18 protein-coding genes and 1 pseudogene are annotated in these 20,404 nt (G+C 61.1%); 13 read left to right on the forward strand and 6 right to left on the reverse strand.

Features of this window, described 5'->3' with window-relative positions:
* Nucleotides 1–8 precede the first annotated feature (8 nt).
* Together DDE76_RS07345 and DDE76_RS07350 are read right to left on the reverse strand one after the other, a co-directional pair.
* Nucleotides 9–1,664, reverse strand: a complete 1,656-nt coding sequence (locus tag DDE76_RS07345; RefSeq protein WP_104893141.1) for an acetolactate synthase large subunit — start codon at nt 1,662–1,664, stop codon at nt 9–11.
* 110 nt (nt 1,665–1,774) lie between these two features.
* A complete protein-coding gene (locus DDE76_RS07350; RefSeq protein WP_104893140.1) occupies nt 1,775–2,059 on the reverse strand; it encodes a GNAT family N-acetyltransferase in 285 nt (94 codons plus the stop codon).
* A 404-nt stretch (nt 2,060–2,463) separates the two neighbouring features.
* On the opposite strand from DDE76_RS07350, the gene DDE76_RS07355 reads away from it, so the two are divergent.
* The 4 genes from DDE76_RS07355 to DDE76_RS07370 all read left to right on the forward strand — a co-directional run bounded on the left by DDE76_RS07355 (nt 2,464) and on the right by DDE76_RS07370 (nt 5,974).
* Nucleotides 2,464–3,351 (forward strand): LysR family transcriptional regulator, encoded by an 888-nt coding sequence (locus DDE76_RS07355; protein ID WP_104893139.1) that lies wholly within the window; start codon nt 2,464–2,466, stop codon nt 3,349–3,351.
* 145 nt (nt 3,352–3,496) lie between these two features.
* Nucleotides 3,497–4,429: a pirin family protein gene (locus DDE76_RS07360; protein WP_104893138.1), complete on the forward strand. Its 933-nt coding sequence runs from the start codon at nt 3,497–3,499 to the stop codon at nt 4,427–4,429.
* A 29-nt stretch (nt 4,430–4,458) separates the two neighbouring features.
* Nucleotides 4,459–5,706: a DUF5996 family protein gene (locus DDE76_RS07365; protein ID WP_104893137.1), complete on the forward strand. Its 1,248-nt coding sequence runs from the start codon at nt 4,459–4,461 to the stop codon at nt 5,704–5,706.
* A 28-nt stretch (nt 5,707–5,734) separates the two neighbouring features.
* Complete coding sequence (locus tag DDE76_RS07370) at nt 5,735–5,974, forward strand: DUF2188 domain-containing protein (protein ID WP_104893136.1); 240 nt, start codon at nt 5,735–5,737, stop codon at nt 5,972–5,974.
* Between the two features lie 260 nt (nt 5,975–6,234).
* Here DDE76_RS07370 and DDE76_RS07375 read toward each other — a convergent pair whose 3' ends face one another.
* Nucleotides 6,235–6,897, reverse strand: coding sequence for an NADPH-dependent F420 reductase (locus DDE76_RS07375; protein WP_104893135.1), 663 nt, complete (start codon nt 6,895–6,897; stop codon nt 6,235–6,237).
* Complete coding sequence (locus DDE76_RS07380; RefSeq protein ID WP_104894892.1) at nt 6,898–7,950, reverse strand: LLM class flavin-dependent oxidoreductase; 1,053 nt, start codon at nt 7,948–7,950, stop codon at nt 6,898–6,900. It abuts the gene before it with no gap.
* 755 nt (nt 7,951–8,705) lie between these two features.
* Between DDE76_RS07380 and DDE76_RS07385 the strand changes: the two genes are divergently transcribed.
* Nucleotides 8,706–8,960, forward strand: a complete 255-nt coding sequence (locus tag DDE76_RS07385; RefSeq protein ID WP_104894891.1) for a DUF2171 domain-containing protein — start codon at nt 8,706–8,708, stop codon at nt 8,958–8,960.
* Nucleotides 8,961–9,224: 264 nt separating this feature from the next.
* Here the strand turns inward: DDE76_RS07385 and DDE76_RS07390 are convergent, their stop codons facing one another.
* A complete protein-coding gene (locus tag DDE76_RS07390) occupies nt 9,225–10,232 on the reverse strand; it encodes a LacI family DNA-binding transcriptional regulator (protein ID WP_104893134.1) in 1,008 nt (335 codons plus the stop codon).
* A gap of 208 nt (nt 10,233–10,440) precedes the next feature.
* Between DDE76_RS07390 and DDE76_RS07395 the strand changes: the two genes are divergently transcribed.
* From DDE76_RS07395 to DDE76_RS07420, 6 genes are all read left to right on the forward strand, one after another.
* Nucleotides 10,441–11,763: an alpha-L-fucosidase gene (locus tag DDE76_RS07395; RefSeq protein WP_104893133.1), complete on the forward strand. Its 1,323-nt coding sequence runs from the start codon at nt 10,441–10,443 to the stop codon at nt 11,761–11,763.
* 31 nt (nt 11,764–11,794) lie between these two features.
* Nucleotides 11,795–12,580 (forward strand): DUF4037 domain-containing protein, encoded by a 786-nt coding sequence (locus DDE76_RS07400; RefSeq protein ID WP_104894890.1) that lies wholly within the window; start codon nt 11,795–11,797, stop codon nt 12,578–12,580.
* 84 nt (nt 12,581–12,664) lie between these two features.
* Nucleotides 12,665–13,879, forward strand: coding sequence for an ABC transporter substrate-binding protein (locus tag DDE76_RS07405; protein WP_104893132.1), 1,215 nt, complete (start codon nt 12,665–12,667; stop codon nt 13,877–13,879).
* Between the two features lie 63 nt (nt 13,880–13,942).
* The gene (locus DDE76_RS07410) at nt 13,943–14,878 is read left to right on the forward strand and encodes a carbohydrate ABC transporter permease (RefSeq protein WP_104893131.1); all 936 of its coding nucleotides are present in this window, start codon (nt 13,943–13,945) and stop codon (nt 14,876–14,878) included.
* Nucleotides 14,868–15,716, forward strand: a complete 849-nt coding sequence (locus tag DDE76_RS07415) for a carbohydrate ABC transporter permease (RefSeq protein WP_104893130.1) — start codon at nt 14,868–14,870, stop codon at nt 15,714–15,716. Before DDE76_RS07410 ends, DDE76_RS07415 begins: the two co-directional genes overlap by 11 nt.
* 70 nt (nt 15,717–15,786) lie before the next feature.
* Nucleotides 15,787–16,854: an ABC transporter ATP-binding protein gene (locus tag DDE76_RS07420; protein WP_104893129.1), complete on the forward strand. Its 1,068-nt coding sequence runs from the start codon at nt 15,787–15,789 to the stop codon at nt 16,852–16,854.
* Nucleotides 16,855–17,092: 238 nt separating this feature from the next.
* On the opposite strand, the gene DDE76_RS07425 is transcribed toward DDE76_RS07420, so the two are convergent.
* On the reverse strand, nt 17,093–18,247 hold the full coding sequence (locus DDE76_RS07425; protein ID WP_104893128.1) for an ROK family transcriptional regulator: 1,155 nt from the start codon (nt 18,245–18,247) through the stop codon (nt 17,093–17,095).
* 202 nt (nt 18,248–18,449) lie between these two features.
* Between DDE76_RS07425 and DDE76_RS07430 the strand changes: the two genes are divergently transcribed.
* Both DDE76_RS07430 and DDE76_RS07435 read left to right on the forward strand, forming a co-directional pair.
* Nucleotides 18,450–19,760: an extracellular solute-binding protein gene (locus DDE76_RS07430; protein ID WP_104893127.1), complete on the forward strand. Its 1,311-nt coding sequence runs from the start codon at nt 18,450–18,452 to the stop codon at nt 19,758–19,760.
* Nucleotides 19,761–19,822: 62 nt separating this feature from the next.
* Nucleotides 19,823–20,284: pseudogene (locus DDE76_RS07435) on the forward strand (carbohydrate ABC transporter permease); the annotation flags it as partial.
* Nucleotides 20,285–20,404 lie beyond the last annotated feature (120 nt).

The following is a 20,404-nucleotide window of genomic DNA, read 5'->3' on the forward strand; positions in this document are numbered from 1 at the left end:
CTTCCTGGTCAGGCGCATTCCACGTCGGGCTTGCGATTGCGCAACTCGTCGACAAGCACGCGCGTATTCTCGGAATAGTCGATCGGCACATCGACCAGATGCACGCCACCGCCTGCAAAGGCCGCTTCGAGCGTGGGCACAAGATCCTCGATAGCCGTCACGCGCGAACCCCTGGCGCCATAAGCTTGGGCATAGCGCACGAAGTCGGGATTGCCGAAGCTCATGCCGAAATCCGGAAACCCGTCGACCGCCTGCTTCCAGCGGATCATGCCATAGGCGCTGTCGTTGAGGATCACGACCACAAGGTTCAGCCCGAGCCGCACCGCCGTCTCCATCTCTTGCGAGTTCATCATGAAACCGCCATCGCCACAGACCGCCATGACCCGGCGATCAGGATTGAGCATGGCCGCCATCATTGCCGATGGCAGGCCGGCGCCCATCGTGGCCAGGGCATTGTCGAGCAGCAGCGTATTGGCGACATGGGTGCGGTAATTGCGCGCGAACCAGATCTTGTACATGCCGTTGTCGAGACAGACGATACCATCCTCCGGCATCACCTGGCGGACATCGTGGACAAGGCGCTGAGGCGTTGCGGGGAAACGATCCTCCTCGGCGCGATCATTGATGCGGGCGAGGATACGCTGGCGCAGATCGAGCATTCCCTGGTCAGGCTGCAGCTTCCCCTCAAGCCGCCCGGCAAGCCCTTCGACCGTGGCGCCGATATCGCCGATCACCTCGATATCCGGGTGATAGACCTGCTCGACATTGGCGGACTGGTAACCGACATGGATGACCATTTGTCCGCCAGCGCCCTTCATGAGGAAGGGCGGCTTTTCAACCGTGTCATGGCCAATTGCGATGATCAGGTCGGCGCGTTCCACGGCTTCGTGGACGTAGTCCCCCTCCGAAAGGGCCGCCGTGCCCATATAGAGATTCGACCCGCCAGTAACCGCGCCCTTGCCCATCTGGGTATTGAAGAACGGCAGCCGTGTCCGCCTCACAAAACTTGAAAGCGCATCAACCAGCGCTGGCCGATTGCCCGCCGCGCCGATCATCACCAGCGGTCGCCTGGCCGCCAGGATAATGTCCGCGCTTGCGTCAAGCGCTGCGGCATGGGCAACGGGTCGCTCAGGCGAATGGGCCGGAATGACCGCTATCTGCTCGACCTCCTCGCTTGCGACATCCTCCGGCAATTCCAGATGCACAGGCCCCGGCCGTTCCTCTGCCGCTACCCTGAAGGCGTCGCGCACTGTGGACGGTATGGCCGCAGCGCTGACAATCTGCCGCGTCATCTTGGTCAGCGGCTTCATCGATGCGACAATATCAACGATCTGAAAGCGGGCCTGCTTGGCACTCATCACCGGCTTCTGACCGGTGATGAGGATCATCGGCATGGCACCAAGATGGGCATAGGCCGCCCCTGTCGAGAAATTGAGCGCCCCGGGCCCGAGCGTTGCCAGACAAACGCCGGGCCTGCCGGTAAGCCTGCCGTGCGTCGCCGCCATGAAGGCAGCGGCCTGCTCATGACGGGTCAGAACCAGCTTGATGCTCGAGGTTCGAAGGGATTCAAGAAGGTCGAGGTTCTCCTCGCCTGGCACGCCGAAGATGCGATCCACGCCTTCGTTCTCCAGCGCGGCGACAAAAAGATCGGATCCTTTCGGCATAGCCTAAACTCCCAGCTTCATGATTTGGACGTGACTGCGATCAACCTGAACCAGCGGGCGCAAGCGCCTCTTGTTGTCCATGCCCTACAAGATTGGCGGCCCGCAGCCGTTTAGCCAATCACGATGTCGGAATATTCAGGATGACGCGCATAATAGGCGCCCATGAACGGGCACCGAAGCACGACCTTGCCCTCATCCCTACGGATCGCCTCGAAGACGCCGTGCGCAAGCTGTGAACCGATCCCCTGCCCGGAGAATCGGGATGGCACCTCGGTATGGGTAAGGACATAGTGGCCGTCCTCAATACGATAATAGGCGGTCGCGATTTCGCCATCGCTGCCCTCAATTGGCAGCTCAAACCGGTGTGCGCCGGGGTTATTGATCACTGTGCTCATGTGTTTTCCTAAGCCAAGGGTGAATCTGCCCCCTGAGGTGCAGGCGAGAGGTGCGACCTTTTTTGCGAGCCCGCCGGACGAAGCGCGCGACGTCGGCCGGCGATGGTTTGGCCCGCTCCGGCAGGACGCCGGTGGCATCACCCTGCTCCCAGGATTTAATCCAAGGTCCGTGGCGCAGCGGTGCCGTATCTGCCCGGCGGGTGCCGATCTTGCTCTGTTATTGCCGCCTTGCGGCAGCGCCGCTTGAGTTGCTCCGGTTTCACGCAGACGGTACCGCTTGGCCCTGAGCGCGACGCCGGGAAAGCGCGGCACCATACTGCCATGGCTGGAAATGATGACAGCACAATCCGCAGCAAGGTAGATCGTGTTTTGGCTACACTGTGTCGCCAGTTGGAGAACGCCGGATGGATATCGACGATCTGCGGACATTCGTGGAAGTGGCAGATGCCGGAGGCGTATCGCCCGCCGCACGCCGGCTCGGCGTGTCAAAGTCGGTGGTTAGCCGCCGCCTCTTCCGGCTTGAGGCGGAGCTTGGAGTCCAGCTTCTGGCCCGGACCACGCGCGGCGCGGCGCTGACCGAAGCCGGGGTCGCGTTTCGCGAGCATGCCGCCAGAGCGGGCGCTGAGATCGATGCGGCACGGGAAACGCTCCAGCCCTCGGGCGATCTTTCCGGTCGCCTGCGTGTCGCTTTGCCCCTTACATTCGGCCCGACGCATCTCGCGCCGGTGCTGGCGGATTTGGCGCGCCGCCACCCAAGAATGCACATCCATTCTTCCTACAGTGACCGCTTCGTCGATCTCATCGCCGAAGGTTTCGACTGTGCAATCCGGGTCGGCCATCTGCAAGACTCCAATCTGGTTGCGAGGCGCGTGGGCGAGATCGGCGGAAAATTTCTCGCCAGCCCCGGCTATATCGCCGAACATGGTGCCCCCGAGGAGCCGTCGGACATCGCCTCACACCAGGCCCTGATGCAGGGCACCGAAGCCTGGCAGTTCATGGACGGCGACAGGATCGTCACCATCAATCCGCAAGGACGCTACAAGGCCGACAATGGCATCGCACTTGCTGCGGCCGCCGCCGCCGGGCTGGGGGTTGCGTGGCTGCCTGACTGCGTCACCGACCCCTATGTAGCCTCAGGTGCGCTTGTTCCGATCATGACGCGCTACCCGGTGCCCTCGGCAGGGGTCTTCGTCATTCGACCGCCAGGCCAGCACCCATCGCGAAAGGTCCGGGTTCTGACTGAATTGGTAATCGAGAGCCTGGGAGGAAAGCCTGCACGCGACGACCACTAAGTGGTCGCCATGAACGTGAGCGGTCGCTGTGCCGTTCCGCTTTTCGCGACACAGCTCGGCGGATCACAGGTCTAGCGGCAAGGTCGGTCGACCGATACCACAGTCAAGGGCCGGATTGGGCCATCGGGCGGAGAAGGATAACGGCATGAGTTGGAACCCATCAATCGAGCCGGGCTGTCCCGATGACGTTGGTATTGATGCGATCGAAACCCTGATCGTTCCGCGCTCCCGCGACCTGGGCGACTTCCAGGTCCGGCGCGCCTTGCCAGCACCGAAGCGGCAGATGGTCGGGCCGTTCATCTTCTTCGATCAGGCTGGGCCCGCGGAGTTGCTGACCGGGCAAGGTGTGGACGTCCGGCCGCATCCGCATATTGGTCTGGGCACGGTGACCTATTTGTTCAAGGGTGACTTCCATCACCGCGACAGCACCGGCGCCGACCAGATCATTCGCCCTGGTGCGCTGAACTGGATGGTCGCAGGGCGCGGCGTCACGCATTCTGAGCGCACCACCGCAACGGCCCGAAGCGGCCCGAACAGCCTGTTCGGGATCCAGACCTGGCTGGCCCTGCCGGACAGTCATGAGGATGTGGCACCCAGCTTCGAGCATCATGGCAAGGACGCGTTGCCAGTGATTGAGGACAACGGCGTTTCCGTGCGGCTGATCCTGGGCAATGCCTACGGAAAGGTCGCACCCGCAACAATGCTGTCCGAGACGTTCTATGCTGACGTAAACCTTGCACCCGGTGGTCGGCTGCCATTACCGGACAACCACGAGGATCGCGGAATCTACATCGTGGAAGGCTCGATCTCGGTTGCGGGCCAGGACTTCGAGGCTTCGCAGATGATGGTGTTTCGTCCGGGCGATCGCATCACGGTGGCTGCCGGGGAACAGGGCGCGCGACTGATGATCCTGGGCGGCGCAACCTTCAACGGACCGCGCTACATCTGGTGGAACTTCGTCGCCTCATCGCAGGAACGCATCGAACAGGCCAAGGCCGAATGGCGGGCCGCCAACTGGGGCACGGGACGCTTCGACCTTCCTGTCGGTGACCGCGATGAACACATCGCCCTCCCCTGAACGACAGCAACCAGCCTTGAGAGGTGAAAATGAGTACCTGGCCCCATCTCGACTATCTCGGCTGGCGTGAAACCTGTTCCGCGCTGCATCTCTATCTCCAGGTCGCCGGAAAGTACCGGTTGGCGCATACACCCTGGCTCAACCATTCCTGGAACGCGACCTTCTATGTCACGCCACGTGGCCTGGCGTCTTCGCCCATACCCGACGGGCCGGGCATCGAGATCCTGTTCGACCTTTTGGAGCACAGGGTGGTGGGCACCTGCGGCAGTGGCCGCAGCCTGTCGTTCGACCTCGCGCCAATGACGGTGGCCGCTTTCCATGCGAACTTCGTGCGACTGGTTTCCGATCTTGGTGGCACCCCCACGTTTAATGGCAGCCCCAACGAGGTCCCCTTTCCGGTTCCTTTCATCGAGGATAACCGTGACCGCCCCTATGACCGGGACGCCGTGCGGCGCTACCATCAGGCCCTGATCGCCATTGACCGGGTCTTTACCCGGTTCCGCACTGCTTTTCTGGGCAAGGCCAGTCCGGTTCATCTGTTCTGGGGAGCTCTGGACCTGGCCGTCACCCGGTTTTCAGGGCGGCGCGCGCCGCTCCATCCCGCCGGCATCCCCGCCTTGCCGGACGACGTGGCGCAAGAGGCCTATGACCGTGAGGTGTCGTCGGCAGGCTTCTGGCCGGGCGGCAACGGAATAGACTACCCGGCCTTTTATGCCTACGCCTACCCGGCGCCCGGCGGCTATCGCATGGCCGCGGTACAGCCCGACGCCGCCTTCTGGCATGAGGAGCTGTCCGAGTTCGTGCTGCCCTATGATGCCGTCAGGTCTGCCCCCGATCCCGACGCAGCCCTGATGGCCTTCCTGGTATCGACCTACGAGGCTGCTGCCGATCTGGGTGGATGGGATCGCGACCTGCTCGAATGCGCTCATGGCCAGCCGCGGCAGGTGCGCCCGCCGGACGCCGCACGGGCAAAGGCCGCTCCGGCTCTGGATGCCGCAACGGTCGAGCGGCAGGATGGCAGGCCCAAGGGGCGATACCGCCTGGTCCTTGATGGCGTTGAGGCACAGATGACCTATAGCCGGGCGGGCGATGGCCTCATCATCATCGATCACACGGAAGTGCCGGCCGCCTTGCGTGGCCGCAAGGTCGGCGAGCGGCTGGTGCGTCAGGCGATTGAGGACGCGCGCCGCGACGGTGTCTCCATCACGCCGCTTTGCCCCTTCGCAAAGGTACAGATTGAGCGCCATCCGGAATGGCAGGATGTGGTGCAATGGTGAAGGAACATCTCGCGACGGGAGCGATGCAATGAGAGATCTAACCTATCAGATCGTCGAACATGATGGCGGCTGGGCCTATCGGGTCGACGGAACCTATTCCGAGACTTTTCCGAGCCATGACACGGCTTTCGGGGCAGCACGACGGGCGGCCTGCAAGCAATTGCGGCCCGGAGAGACCACGGGCATTGTCTGGGAGGACGCGAGCGGTCACTGGCATGCAGAACTCTCGCGCGCCAGCGACAGGCCCCAGACACATGTTGTGGGCTGATCCAGCACAACGGCCATGGCGCGGCTCTGGAGGCATCCGCATGCCTTGCTCTGCTGCAGGTCTTTTCCAGACGGTGGCGGACCGCTAGCGCACCCGACATTGCGCTGTGGCGGCATCCCGACCCTATTTAGCGCCCCCGCTTTGCGCAGCGCATCGGAGACCGGGTTCGCGCCGAAGCTCGCGCCGCAACCGCCAGCTTTGAAAATCATGCCGACGTGGCAGGTTTGAGACAACGGCCACCGGGTCCGGACGATCCTTGTTCACCTGGGGCGATCCGCTGGACCGAGCTCGAGCAGACGCCTGAGTTCGCCCGCCGAAAGATTGGCGCCGAATGCCGGCCACCCGGGCTGCAACTTGCGGCTATCGACCAATGACCCAGCAAGAACGGGATCAAAGCCCATGGATTCAACAAAGCCCTCGACGGTTTCGATATCGGCCCGCTCGGTGCCGGCAACGGCGATGGCTTTCCGCCCGGCCTGCCCCGAAGGACGCGCTTGCTCGTCGAGGTCGTGATAGCCCATATGGTTGAACGCCTTGACCACCCGTGAGGTGGGCAGGAAGGTCTGGATGATCTGGCTGGTAGGGGTCTCGGGATCTGCGAGATCGGTCCTTTCGCCATCGGTTTCCCACCAGTAGTTCATGGCATCCACCACCAGCTTGCCTGCCATTTCGTCGATCGGCAGGCTTCGATACTTGCTCAGCGGCAATGCCAGGATCACCAGGTCGGCATGGCGTGCCGCTTGCGCCGGCCAGGCGGGAACGGCCCCTGGGGCAAGGACATCGATTGTCAGCGCGATCTTTTCTGGATCACCCGAGCCGGCAATCAACACCTCGTAGCCGGCGGAGATTGCCAGCCGCGCCAGTACGGTACCTACCTTGCCGGCTCCCAATATCCCCACGGTCCGAATTTTGGTCGGCGCCATCTAGCCGCGCGACGCCAGTTTGCCGCTCGAAAGCAGATCACGGACCATAGGTATGACTTTGGTGCCATAGAGCTCCACGGCGTGCAGGCGTGCGCCTGCATCCACAGTTCCCGCGGCCGAATAGATGAGATCGAACCGGCCCACATCCAGTGCCTGGATAGCATCGGCCATTTTGCGGGCCACCGTTTCGGGTGAGCCGACATAGAGCGAGCCTGTCGCAACGTCGGCGTCAAACTCCGCCCGCCGCAATGGCGGCCAGCCCCTCAGCGCACCAATGCGATCGCGAATTTCCCGATAGCCAGGATAGAAGAGCTCTCTGGCTTCCTCATCGGTATCGGCGACAAAACCTGGCGAGTGCATGCCCACGGGAAGCGCGGCGGTGCCGAACTGCTCGGTGGCACGACGATAAAGGTCCACATATGGGGCAAAGCGTGCCGGCTGCCCACCAATGATCGCCAGCATCAGCCTGAACCCATAGCGAGCCGTCCGGACAACCGACTGGGGGGAGCCGCCCACGCCCACCCAGGTGGTCAGGCGCCCGGATTGTGTCTTCGGGAACACGTCGGCCTGGTCCAGTGCCGCACGCGTCGTGCCCTTCCAGCTCACGGGCGTTTCGTCGAGAAGCTTGTGGAAGAGATCGATCTTCTCCTCGAAGAGGATCTCGTAATCCTTCAGGTCATAGCCGAAGAGGGGAAAGGACTCGGTGAAAGAGCCACGTCCCAGGATAACTTCGGCGCGCCCGTTCGACAGCGCATCGACGGTGGCGAAACGCTGAAAGACCCGAACCGGATCGTCGGAACTCAGGACTGTTACCCCGGAAGCGAGCCGGATCCGGGAGGTTTTCGTTGCGATACCAGCCAGAACTGTCTCCGGGCTCGAGATCGAATATTCCGGGCGGTGGTGTTCGCCAAGGGCGACGACGTCGATGCCAACCTGATCGGCCAGAACGGCCTCATCGACCACATACCGGATGGCTTGCGCATGGGAAACGACATTGCCATCAGCCCCTCGCGGCAAGTCTCCAAAGGAGTCGATCCCGAACTCAATGCTCATCTTGAACTCCTGACCATCGTGCCGCAGCAAGCGCTGATGGTTTCACTACGCCCATAGCGGTGGCTTTTCACTACGGGCATTTCTATCAACTGGTCACCAATATCGATCCGGACATCACCATCTGGTCGTTCCCGTCTGCCGATCTCCGCCACTGCGACCCTCGAGGCAAGAAGATGAACCCGGATGCCCCGCTTCGGGCGCCGGCATATCCGCATCAAAGCGCGCCAGCATTGCCGGGGCTAGCCTTGCACAATGTCCAACTGTGTCGCGCAATGGGGAACGCTAGCGGGAGCGCTGGACGTCATGCGCAGGCGCAGTTTGAAGCGGCACTGCTACCTCGCACCACGGGAACGGACGCATCGAACGCCAAATCAGAGCGTTCAGGGCAAACCAATGCTTTCCGGGCGTGCGAAACGCCATAAGGCGGCGGGCTGCTCCAACATCGGCGCGGGCGTGCTCGGCAAAGTTGGTCCGGGCTGCCGCAGTCGGGCAGCCAGCCGGCGGCACTGCCGGGCAGATTTGCCCGCATGCCTCATCGACGGGCAGGACGAGCCGCCGGGCCAGGCCAAGCTCCGTTCCTCCCATCGCGACACAGCGTCCGCTTTGCCGGCTCTATCGCGCCGGCTTGGATGGTGACAAGATCCACTCAACCGGCGGTCGGGCCTTGCGTCTTGCGCGAGGCCGCTTGGTCGGCAGCGCCCCATGCCATCGGGTCGGATTATCCAGGTCCAACAAGCATCGAGAAGGAATATGTCATGAGCGAACTCTCGAATATCGCCAAGGGAATGACCGTTGTGGGTGCCGACGGCGCCAATATTGGTGTTGTGGCTGCCGTCGTGGACAAGCGTATCCAGCTCGAAGCCAATGATGTCGGCGATCATGCTGGCAAGAGCCACTTCATACCCTCGGGCCTTGTCGCCGAAGTTGAAGGCGACATCGTGCGCCTCTCGGCAACGGGCGCAAACGCTGTTCTGTTTGATGAAAACGAAGACGGTTCGATGGCTGACTGAAGTCGGCCGGAGCAGTCTGCAGACAATCCATTGCAATTACTGGCTTCCGATTCCGGGATGGACGCTGCTCTTCTGTCTTGCGGCTGCCCTCAACATCTGCCGGAGCGCGCGCGGGATCAGTTGTGCCGTGCGATCTCTGCTGCCCAGGCGGTGTCTGCCGCATCACCTCAGTATTGGGGACACAGACCTCTGCTAATCGAGGCCAGGCTGACGTGGTGACACGCTGCACGGGCTGCATTCACGCGCAGGCAGGGGACCTCCCCTTCACACCTTGCGGCAGGAAGTGCCCGGCACGAACCTGGGTGCCAATACGAAGTCCTGCGCCGGCTCCTGGACTGCCTCGGGGCTGGTCATCCGATGCAACAGACGGCGGGCTATGATATTGCCGAGCTGGATCGTGTCTTGCACCACCATGGTGATGCGCGGCGTAATCACGCTGCTCCACTGCACATTATCGATCATTGCCAGCGAAATATCGGCTGGGCAGGAAAATCCCAATTCCTGCATCGCCTGTAACGCAGCCAGCGCCACGGCATTGTTTGCCCCGATAATCGCTGTGGGCCGTTCCGGCTGGATCAGCAGGCGCATCGCGGCTTCATACCCCGCTGAACGAGTGAATTGCCCGTCGACCACGTAATTTGGATTAACCTCGACCCCGGCACTGGCCATGGTTTCTACAAACCCGCGATGGCGTTCCGAGGCGGTATGCATGTGCTGCGGGCCGGCAATGAAGGCTATGCGCCGGTGGCCCAGTTGCAGCAAATGCTCGGTGAGCATGGCGCCGGCCAGGAAATTGTCCGAGCCTACGAAGTCGCGCTCGATCCCGGCCACCTTCTGGTCGAAACACACCATGGGCACTTTGATCGAGCTGATGAAATCCACATAGTCCGGGCCAAAGCTGGACGGCGCCAGCGCCAGCCCTGCAATCTTGAGCCCGATCAGATGCTCTATCAGGGCCCGCTCCCGAGCGGTCTTGCCCGAAGAGTCGGTAATAAGAACGAAGTGCTCGTGTTCGAGCGCATAATTTTCGAGCTCGCGCCTGATATCGCCGAAAAAGGGATTGCCCACATTGCCCACAACAAAGCCGATCATGCGGCTGCGCCCACGCGCCAGGCTTTGCGCCAGGGGGTCTGCGACATAGCCGACCTGTGAGGCGGCGCCGCGAATCTTTTCGAGCGTCCGGGCACTCACCCGCCCCGGATTGCTAAAGGCCAGAGAGACGGTCGAAACGGACACCTCGGCTATTCTGGCGACATCTCGAATGTTTGCCATCGACTCCTTCTCGAACCGTTTCTATTCCTCGACGGGCCGACTGAGGCACGCACCTCAATCGCAGTTTCTGTTTTATTCCTAGCATTTGCTGGTGTTCATGCAATGAAAATATGAGCGCGCTTGAGAATTTCCGCAGGGGGTTGACATCTCGCACGAGGGAATCGAGGATCACTATCGAACCGGTTCGATTATCGGCAGGGAGGATGAATTGGAAAGCGCTCTTATCACCGGCGGCAGCGTCGACGCGACAGATGGCAAGGCCTGGTTCCCCCAGGACCGGTTTGGCATGTTCATTCATTTCGGGCTCTATGCGCTGGCAGCGCGGCACGAATGGGTGCAGCACCGCGAGGAAATTTCACCCCAGGACTACTCGAAGTATTTCGAGAATTTTGATCCCGATCTCTATGACCCGAGAGAATGGGCGCGACGGGCCCGGGAAGCCGGCATGAAATATGTGGTGCTGACCGCCAAGCATCATGAAGGCTTCTGTCTCTGGGACAGCCAGTTCACCGACTACAAGGCCACCAACACCCCCTACGGCAAGGACCTGCTCAAGCCCTATGTCGAAGCGTTTCGCGCCGAAGGCCTCAAGGTCGGCTTCTATTACTCGCTGATCGACTGGCACCACCCGCAATTCCCGATCGACGGTATTCACCCCCTGCGCAATCACCCCGATGCGCCGGAGATGAACAAGACCCGCGATATCCGCCAATATGCCCAATATATGCGCGACCAGGTCACCGAACTGCTGACCGGATTCGGCGAGATTTCGGTAATCTGGTTCGACTTCTCCTACCCCAACCGAGAGCATCGCGGCATGCCGGGCAAGGGCCGCAAGGACTGGGAAAGCGAAGAGCTGATTGGCCTGGTGCGCAAGCTGCAGCCCAACATCATCGTAGGCGACCGGCTCGATTTGCCCAGCGACGGCAATTTCCCCAAGGACCTGGCAACGCCCGAGCAATACACCCCGCGTGTCGCCCCGACTGTCAATGGCAAGCCGGTGCGTTGGGAAGTCTGCCACACCTTCTCCGGCTCCTGGGGCTATCACCGCGATGAGACCACTTGGAAGGATGCCAATCAGCTCATCAATATCCTGGTCGATACGGTCGCATTGGGCGGCAACCTCCTGATGAATGTGGGGCCCACTGCGCGGGGGACCTTCGACGCCCGTGCCAACGCCGCCCTCGAGACCTATGGCAAATGGCTGCACCTTAACGGTCGCGCGATCTATGGCGCCGGCCCCTCTGAATACCAGGCCCCCAACGGCACCAGATTCACCCAGAAGGGCAACCGGCTCTATCTGCACCTGCAGACCTGGCCTTTCCGCCATGTCCATGTCGCGGGGCTTGGCCGCAAGGTCAAATATGCCCAGTTCCTGCACGATGCGAGCGAAGTGCACTGGCTCGATCCGGATGCCGACGTGGATTCCAATATCGGCGTCGCTGTCGGCGACGGCATGCTGACGCTGGAACTTCCGGTGCTCAAGCCGGACGTGGTGTCGCCGGTCATCGAACTCATCCTCAGAGACTGAGGTGGAACGCTCAGCAAGCCTGGTGAGCCCGATGGCACACGAAGCAGATCTCATCGCCGCGATGACGCCACTTATTGCGGACCTCGCCGACAATGGCAGGGGCGCCGTCGCCCTGGCCGGTTCCCGCGGCAAGGGGCGGGCCGATGCGCAGTCAGACTATGACTTCCGCGTCTATGCCGATGCCTATCGCGGGCCGGAGATCGAGGCCACCCCACAATGGCACCGTTTCGAACAGACCATGCGCCATTGGGAGGCCAAGGGCTACCGTATGGACGGGGTCTGGATGCGTTCCTATGCCGGTGTACATCGCGATCTGTCGGACTGGATCGCCGGCGCACTGGTCGACAAGAGTTTCGAATGGACCATCTGGGGCTATCATCTGCCCACGGATCTGGCCAACCAGCAGATCGTGTCTGATCCCGACGGGGTGCTGGCCGGTTGGAAGGCGAAACTGGCCTGCTATCCCGAAGCCCTGCGCCAGACCGTTTTGCAGCATTATCGCGAGATCCTCGCCTATTGGGCAAAGGACTATCATTACGAAAGCAAGGTCGAGCGCCGGGATCTCGTCTTTCTCGTCGGCCTCACCGGCAAGCTGGCCAACGCCATCCTGCAGGTCGTCTTCGCCTTCAACCGGGTCTATTACCCCGGCGATGGCTGGAACCTGCCCATGGCGGCAGAGCTCGAACGCCTGCCGCCCGACTTCATTGCGCGCATGACCCAGATACTCGAGCCGGGCAGCGGAGCCGATGCCTGGCGGCGGCAGCGCGCCGAATTCATCGCCATGGTCCGAGACCTGGAGGTGCTGCTTGCGGCCTGAACAGGTCGCCCGACCAAACCGGGCCGAAAATCCGGATCGAACCGCTTTTACCGATCAACCCGTAGTTACTGAGGAGAGACTACCGTGAAACTATCGACTGTTCTGGCTGCCGCCTTCTTCGCGAGCAGTGCGTTCATCCCGACCGTCCAGGCCCAGGATCAGGTGAACCTGACCTGGCAGATGTGGGGTGACGAAAACGACACCGCCCTGTGGCAAAGCCTGGCCGATCTGGTGACGGAAGAATATCCCAACATCACCGTGACGCCGCAGATCTCCGGCTGGACCGACTACTGGACACGCCTGCCAGTGCTGGCGGCATCAGGTCAGATCGCCGACCTAGTGGCCATGCAATCCATGCGTATGCCCAGCTTTTACGCCATCCTTGAACCGCTGGATGCCCATTTTGCATCCGACGATTTCGACACATCGGTCTTCGAGCCTTCGATCATTGCGGGACTTGCGCATGACGGTACGCAATATGCGCTGCCTTACGACGTCGGTCCCTGGCTCGTTTTCTACAATCGCGACAAATTTGCTGAGGCCGGTCTGGAAGAGCCTGCTCTGGACTGGACCTTCGACGAGTTCAAAGCCGCTGCCGTCGCACTCACCGAAGGCGACAATTATGGCTTTGCCGGTCAGGCCTTCGATTTCATCGCTGGACCTGTTGCTCTTGGCGCTGAATATTTCAACGATAGCAACGAGTTCGCAGTGACCAATGAAGGCTATGTCGATGCCGTGGGCAAATTCGTCGACCTCACCGCCGTCGACAACGCCTCGCCGGTCTTTGCCTCGGGCGCCGGCGCCGTCACTGCCAGCGGCCGCTTCGCTTCGGGCAATGCAGCCATGTACATCGATGGCCCGTGGTCGCTGATCTCCACCCAGGGCGCGGTCGATTTCCAGATGGGCGTGGCCCCGTTGCCGCGCGGCGACGGCGACTCCCGGTTTATCACCGCCGGCTCAGGCTGGGGCATTTCCGCCGCCAGCCAGCACAAGGAAGAAGCCTATAAGGCCCTGCAGATCCTGACCGGTCCCAAGGCCGCCGAGATTCTGGCTTCAGCCGGCCGTGCCCTGCCGGGCCGGCTTGCCGAACAGACCTATTGGTATGATGTCGCGGCCAAGGATGTGAGCGGCACGCGCGAGGTGCTGGCCTATATGTTCGACCATTCGACCCCGTTCCGTCTCAATGAATACTGGAACGAGTTCGAAAACCTCATCACCCAATACATGCCGCTGGCCCTCAACGGGGACGCAACCACCGAAGCCGTATTGGCTGACATCCAAAGCCAATTGCCCTTCTAAGGCCGAGATCCGGCCGGTTGTGAAACCGGCCGGTCCCAATAAGACGCTGGACGGGAGGAGCCCATGGCGGCGATCGATCAAGCAACTGAGCTGGCCGCAAAGCCACGCGCGCGATGGGGCAACCGGCTCGAGCGGGCGGAGGCCAGGACCGCCTTCTTCTTCCTCCTGCCCGGCCTGATCGGCATGGTGCTGTTTCTGGTGGTGCCGATCATCGCCTCGGTTGTGCTGAGTTTCACCAATTGGAAATTGCTCGGCACGCCCGAATTTGTCGGCATCTCCAACTATCTCCGGCTCTTCACGGCCGATCCGCAATTCTGGCCGGTGCTACGCAATACCCTGTTCTTCACCGCCGAATATCTGGTGCTGAACATCGTCATCTCCTTGGGGCTGGCGGTCTGGATCTCCAGCCTCAAAATGGGACAGCGATGGTTTCGGGTGGTCTTCTTCCTCCCGACCTTCACCCCGGGCATCGCTGTCGCCATTGTCTGGATGCTGATCTTTGCACCCGGCGGGTTTTTCGACTTCATCATGGGTGCCCTCTCGATCCAGATCCCGAGCATGCTCACCGACCAGACCCTGGCCATGCAGGCCGTCATCATCGTCTCGCTCTGGGCCGGGGTCGGCTACAATACGGTGCTGTTCAACGCGGCCCTCGACATGGTCCCGCAAAGCTATCTGGAAGCGGCGCGCATCGATGGCGCCAACGCCTGGCAGCGCTTCTGGAAGATCCGGCTGCCACTGATTTCGCCGACCTTGTTTTTCGGCACGGTGATGACCGCAATCACCTCACTGCAGGTCTTTGACCAGATCTATGTGATGACCCGCGGCGGACCGGGCAATGCAACCGCCACGCTGGGCTACGCCATCTACCAGCGGGGCTTCCAGAACTTCCAGATGGGTTACGCCTCGACCATCGCCTGGGTGATGTTCGCCATGATCATGGCTTTGACCGCCCTGCAATTCTGGCTTCAGCGCAAATGGGTGCATTATGACAACTAGGTCCCGGTCCCGGCTTTCCCTGGCGCTCGACATCCTCAACCATGGCGGATTGTTGATCGTCGCATTGATCTTCCTGTTTCCATTCTTCTGGATGGTCAGCAATGCGGTACGCAGCAATGCCGAGGTCCTGGCAATCCCGGTGCGCATCCTGCCCAATGCCTTCGAGTGGGACAATTTCGCCAAGGCGTGGACACAACTGCCCTTCGGTCGCTTCTTTCTCAACAGCCTGTTTATCTCGACCAGCGTCACCATCATCACCGTGATCGTGTCATGCCTGTCGGGCTATGCTTTCGCGCGGCTCAAATTTCCCGGTCGTGAAGCGCTGCTGATGGCCTATCTTGGCACGTTGATGGTGCCAGCGATCATGCTGATCATCCCGCTGTTCCTGATCGTGAACAGCCTGGGCATGGTCAATACCTTCCAGGGTGTCATCCTGCCGGTGGCCTTCGGCACTTTCGGCGCCTTCCTGATGCGGCAATTCTTCCTCTCCATCCCCATGGAGCTTGAAGAAGCAGCCCGGATCGACGGCGCCTCGCGCCTGCGCATCCTGCTCAGCATTATCGTGCCGCTATCCATGCCGGCAATCGGCCTGCTTTCGCTTTTCACGTTCATAGGCCAGTGGAACAATTTCCTCTGGCCGCTAATCGTGATGACGGGTTCGGAAAACGCCACCCTGCCGGTTGGGCTGACCTATTTCCAGACGCAGGCCGGGACGCAATGGAATTTCATCATGGCCGGCGCGGCCCTCTCCATGCTGCCCGGCATCGTTCTCGCCATTCTGCTGCAAAAGCTCATCTACAGCTCCATTGCCCTGAATGCAGGCATGGGCGGTCGTTGATGTTGTCGCGTTTTCAAGCCGGAGAATCGGAAACCCCTTTTCTTGGAACACGCTCTTGGAGGAGCCTGACATGGCCAGTGTAACCATTCGCAATGCGGTAAAATCCTACGGCGCCATGCAGGTCCTGCATGGCGTGTCGCTGGAGGCCCACGACGGAGAGTTCGTCGTCCTGGTCGGCCCCTCGGGCTGCGGCAAATCCACCTTGCTGCGCATGATTGCCGGGCTCGAGACGATTACCGACGGCCAGATCGCCATTGGCGAGCGGGTGGTCAACGAGCTCGAACCCAAGGAACGGGACATCGCCATGGTGTTCCAGTCCTACGCGCTTTATCCGCACATGACCGTGCGGGACAATATGGCCTTCTCCCTCAAGCTCTCGCGGCGCAGCAAGGCCGAGATCGCGGTCGAGGTCAATCGCGCAGCCGAGATCCTGGCCTTGGCGCCCCTGCTTGAGCGCTATCCGCGTCAACTCTCGGGTGGCCAGCGCCAACGCGTGGCCATGGGACGCGCCATCGTGCGCAACCCGGCTGTCTTCCTCTTCGATGAACCGCTCTCGAACCTGGATGCCAAGCTCCGCGTGCAGATGCGCGGCGAAATCAAATCGCTGCACGCGCGGCTCAATTCCACCATGATCTATGTGACCCACGACCAGATGGAAGCCATGACTATGGCGGATCGGATCGTGGTGATGCGGTCCGGCAAGATCGAGCAGATCGGCACGCCACTCGACATCTATGACAACCCGGCCAACAGCTTTGTAGCGAGCTTTATCGGTTCGCCCTCGATGAACCTGATCGAGGGGACCGTAGAGGACAGGGGCGCTCAGGTTGTGCTGCGCGACAGGGCGGGCGTGGAATGGACCTTGCCAGCGCGTGCACGCGCCCATATCGGACGCGACGTCACCCTGGGTGTGCGGCCTGAACATGTCGCCATCACCGAGGGGGCTTCCAATGCCAGGATCGACAATATCGAGCCGACCGGCGCGGATACGCATGTGCAGGTGGACGTCGGATCCAACATTGTCACCCTCGTTCGCCATGAGCGCCTTGATCTGCCGGTCGGCGCCGAGATTTCGGTTCGCAATGATCCGGATAGGTCCATGCTGTTTTGCCCAAGCAGTGGTGAGCGGCTGACCTGATAGGAGCGAAGAAATTCCCAAAAGGAGACAGGCAATCAGGGCATTGCGGGAGACCGCCCACCTGTCCCAGCGGTTTCGGCAAACAACTATTGCACCTCACCGCCACCGGATCCCGTGCCTGTCGCCGGCACGGCCGCTTTGGGCGAGAACGGATACCAAAGCGGCAGGGAACGGGCGACGGAAGCGGACCGGCAGGTCACGACACAATGCACCGCATGGCGTGATGCCAGAATTCGCGTCAGTAGAACGCTGACTTGAAGGGAACGACCGCGGCGCCCATGGCCGATGCGTCGGTCGCAATCTCTGAGATGATAAATTTGGGGCTGGGCCGGTGCACGCCATAGCGCGGCCTGTCAAATATCCGGGTGCGATCAATAAGCATCTGCGCCAGATCAGCGGGAACCTGGCCACCAAAGACGATCGCCTGGGGATCAACTACGGCCCGAACCGCATTGATCATGCGGTTATAGGCGGGAGTCACCTCTTCCACCCACTCTGTCACGCCTGGCCAGTTTCGATCAAAGTTCTTCCGCATGTAGCTGATCGAGGGCACCTCGACGCCATTCTGGTTGAGGCGCTCGATAAGATATTGCAATGCGGGCCGTCGCTTGGACTCCTCGACGTCGAAGATGCCGGAGAACTCTCCAGCATTGCCATTGCCCCCTACCAGCAGCTCACCGTCGCTGATCAACCCGCCGCCAAATCCGTAGTTGAAACTGAGATAGGCAAAATGGCGAACATGTCGGCCAACGCCAAACATGGACTCGGCAATGGTGCCGGTATTGGCACCATTGTGAACCCAGACGGGCCTGTCAAAATACTCGGAGAGAAGAGGCCCCAACTCGATGAGCGACCATTCGTGCAATGGTAACGGGGCGTTATAGCGCGTGCCGCCGACGTGATAGCCGGCAATGGCAAACCCGATCCCGAAAAACGCCCGTCGATCAAGGCCAGCGCGTTGTTCCAGTTGTGCGAGCGCAATCTTGACCTCGTCGAGCGCCTCGGCCATCGACAATTCGCGCAAGGCGATACTCGCTTCTCCCAGAATTCGCCCGGACAGGTCCATCAGGCAGATGCCGACAACGTCGGTATTGGCCGAGATACCACAGGCATAAGCGTGCTTGCCGTCAAGGCGCAGTGTCGGGCTGGGCTGACCGCGTCCATGTCCGGGCTTGGGCGCACCCAGAGCAATAATCCCCCGGGCCGTCAACTGGTCCACGATCCGATAGACCGATTGCTGGGTCAGATCGATATGTCCGGTGATCTCTGAGCGGGAGATGCCGGGATTGCGCCAGATCAGACGCAGCAGAGCCCGTTCATTGGGCGACACCACCAAGCCCTCCGGACTGCGAACGAAGTGGGGCGCGATCAGCGCCTCAGCCGAATACTGCATGGCTCCAACCACCCTTAAAGTACCATCAAAGTGTAATTACAACACCAGCTTAGCTTGTCACACTTACCGTGAACACCACAAGCAGAAGCCTCGTCGCGCAAAATTCGACGTACTGTCATGCTTATGTTACACGCAAAGTGTAATTAATCCTTGCTCGATCGGTCCCGTCGTCATCCCGGTCATTCTCACAGGCGAGGCAATCATGAAATCTCTTTCCCTTTCGGTCGCGACCGCGACCTTGTTGGTCAGTGCCGCGGCAGCTCAGGCTGCCACTATCGAATTCTGGTACGGAAATACTGGCAATGTTGAAACGGCCATTCAGGCACAGTGCGACTCTTTCAACGCCGCCCAGTCCGACCACGAGGTCACTTGCGTGGGCCAGGGCAGCTACGAAATCGGCATGCAAAAGGCGATCGCAGCCTACCGCTCAGGCAATGCGCCGGTCTTGATCCAGTTCTTTGATGCCGGCACACTGGACCTGATGCTGTCCGATGCCGTTGTTCCCGTGCAGGACATCATGCCCGACGTTGCCTGGGACAACTACATTACAGGCGCGCGCGCCTACTATGAAACCTCCGATGGCCGGCTGTACTCCCAGCCCTACAATTCCTCGACACTGCTGTTCTACACCAACAAGGCCCAGCTTGAAGATGCTGGCGTGACGGAAACGCCCCAGACCTGGGAAGAGGTGATCGCTGCTGCCGAGAAGCTGCAGGCCACTGGCCATGCCTGCCCCTTCGTCACCGATGGCAATACCTGGCGCGTACTCGAACAGTTTTCCGCCCGGCATGGTCTGCCCATTGCATCGAACCACAATGGTTATGACGGGCTGAACGCCGAATATGTTCTCAACTCCACATTCGTGGTCGATCACCTGACCAACCTCGTCGAATGGCGCAAGCAGGGCCTGGTGCGCCTGGACGTTGACACCAAGGCAGGCCGGTACACTGAGGCGTTCAACGCCGGCGAATGTGCCATGATGGAAGGATCGTCCGGGTCTTATGCTGCAGCGGCGACGGCCTTTGGCGATGCCGGCAACCTGAGCGTCAGCATGGCCCCGATGTATGAGGGCTATGATCGTCACAACACTCTGGTGGGTGGCGCCTCCATCTATGTGATGAAGGGCCATGGGGATGAAGAAGTGGCGGCCGCCAAGGCCTTCCTCGATTTTCTCCGCACGCCCGAGCAGCAGATGTTCTTTACCGCGGCCACGGGCTATGTGCCCGTAACCAATGATGTCATGGACGCCATTGAGGCCAGCGGCGAAGCGGACGACGCCAAATATGCCACCGCCGCCATCGGCATCGATTCGATGAACCAGCCCAGCACCGAGGACAGCCGCGGCATTCGCCTGGGCTTCTACGTTCAGTTCCGCGAGGTCTTCATGGAAGAGACCCAGAAAGCCTGGAACGGCGAACAGACAATGCAGGTCGCTCTCGACAACGCCAAGGCCCGCGGCGACGAGCTGCTCCGCCGCTTTGAACAGACCTATCAGGGCGTTCAGCTCCCCTGATTAGCCGACATTGCCGGCACGCTGCCCTGCGCACCGTGCCGGCTCCAATCGAGGTCTTTGCCATGTCTCAGCCCGCCCAGGCCCTCTTCGGCAATCGCTGGCTGCCGGTGTTCCTTGTCGCACCGCTTGCCCTGCTGATTATCATCTTCTTCTATGCACCGATCTTTCAGGCCTTTTACTGGTCTTTCTTCCTTGAACGCCCATTCGGCGGAGGATCGCTGTTTGTGGGCTGGCAGAACTTTGCCCGGGTTCTGGCCGACGCCCAATTCTGGGAAGCGGGCCGGCGCACATTGATGTTCATGGTCGTGGGCTCGAGCCTGGCAGTGCTTGTGCCGCTCGTGCTTGCCCTTGCAGCAGATCGCGGCCTGAGGCTCAGCCGGCCAGCGCGCAACGTGTTGATTTGGCCCAAAGGCGTGGCCGGCGCTTCGATCGGGGTGGTCTTTGCCTTCATGTTCAACCCTTTCGTGGGCATTCTCGCACCGCTCAACCAGTGGTTTCCCGGAATTTGGGCCCCTGGTGTTGATTGTCGCCAGGAACTGACCCGGGATTGTCATTGAGAACTGACCCGGTTGGACGATAGTTTCCCGCGCTGCGGGGACGGTCAAGTGGCGGGTTTTTCCTTTCGTGTTTTGGGCGCCGCGGCG

Source organism: Devosia indica (assembly GCF_003056405.1).
GTDB classification, from domain to species: Bacteria; Pseudomonadota; Alphaproteobacteria; order Rhizobiales; family Devosiaceae; genus Devosia; species Devosia indica.

Excerpts from the sequence above, each read along its gene's own strand:
- DDE76_RS07360 (WP_104893138.1), top strand. The coding sequence starts at position 3,497 with ATGAGTTGGAACCCATCAATCGAGCCGGGCTGTCCCGATGACGTTGGT.
- DDE76_RS07355 (WP_104893139.1), top strand. The coding sequence starts at position 2,464 with ATGGATATCGACGATCTGCGGACATTCGTGGAAGTGGCAGATGCCGGA.
- DDE76_RS07390 (WP_104893134.1), bottom strand. The coding sequence starts at position 10,232 with ATGGCAAACATTCGAGATGTCGCCAGAATAGCCGAGGTGTCCGTTTCG.
- DDE76_RS07375 (WP_104893135.1), bottom strand. The coding sequence starts at position 6,897 with ATGGCGCCGACCAAAATTCGGACCGTGGGGATATTGGGAGCCGGCAAG.
- DDE76_RS07365 (WP_104893137.1), top strand. The coding sequence starts at position 4,459 with ATGAGTACCTGGCCCCATCTCGACTATCTCGGCTGGCGTGAAACCTGT.
- DDE76_RS07350 (WP_104893140.1), bottom strand. The coding sequence starts at position 2,059 with ATGAGCACAGTGATCAATAACCCCGGCGCACACCGGTTTGAGCTGCCA.
- DDE76_RS07370 (WP_104893136.1), top strand. The coding sequence starts at position 5,735 with ATGAGAGATCTAACCTATCAGATCGTCGAACATGATGGCGGCTGGGCC.
- DDE76_RS07415 (WP_104893130.1), top strand. The coding sequence starts at position 14,868 with ATGACAACTAGGTCCCGGTCCCGGCTTTCCCTGGCGCTCGACATCCTC.
- DDE76_RS07385 (WP_104894891.1), top strand. The coding sequence starts at position 8,706 with ATGAGCGAACTCTCGAATATCGCCAAGGGAATGACCGTTGTGGGTGCC.
- DDE76_RS07425 (WP_104893128.1), bottom strand. The coding sequence starts at position 18,247 with ATGCAGTATTCGGCTGAGGCGCTGATCGCGCCCCACTTCGTTCGCAGT.
- DDE76_RS07380 (WP_104894892.1), bottom strand. The coding sequence starts at position 7,950 with ATGAGCATTGAGTTCGGGATCGACTCCTTTGGAGACTTGCCGCGAGGG.
- DDE76_RS07420 (WP_104893129.1), top strand. The coding sequence starts at position 15,787 with ATGGCCAGTGTAACCATTCGCAATGCGGTAAAATCCTACGGCGCCATG.
- DDE76_RS07410 (WP_104893131.1), top strand. The coding sequence starts at position 13,943 with ATGGCGGCGATCGATCAAGCAACTGAGCTGGCCGCAAAGCCACGCGCG.
- DDE76_RS07345 (WP_104893141.1), bottom strand. The coding sequence starts at position 1,664 with ATGCCGAAAGGATCCGATCTTTTTGTCGCCGCGCTGGAGAACGAAGGC.
- DDE76_RS07430 (WP_104893127.1), top strand. The coding sequence starts at position 18,450 with ATGAAATCTCTTTCCCTTTCGGTCGCGACCGCGACCTTGTTGGTCAGT.
- DDE76_RS07400 (WP_104894890.1), top strand. The coding sequence starts at position 11,795 with ATGGCACACGAAGCAGATCTCATCGCCGCGATGACGCCACTTATTGCG.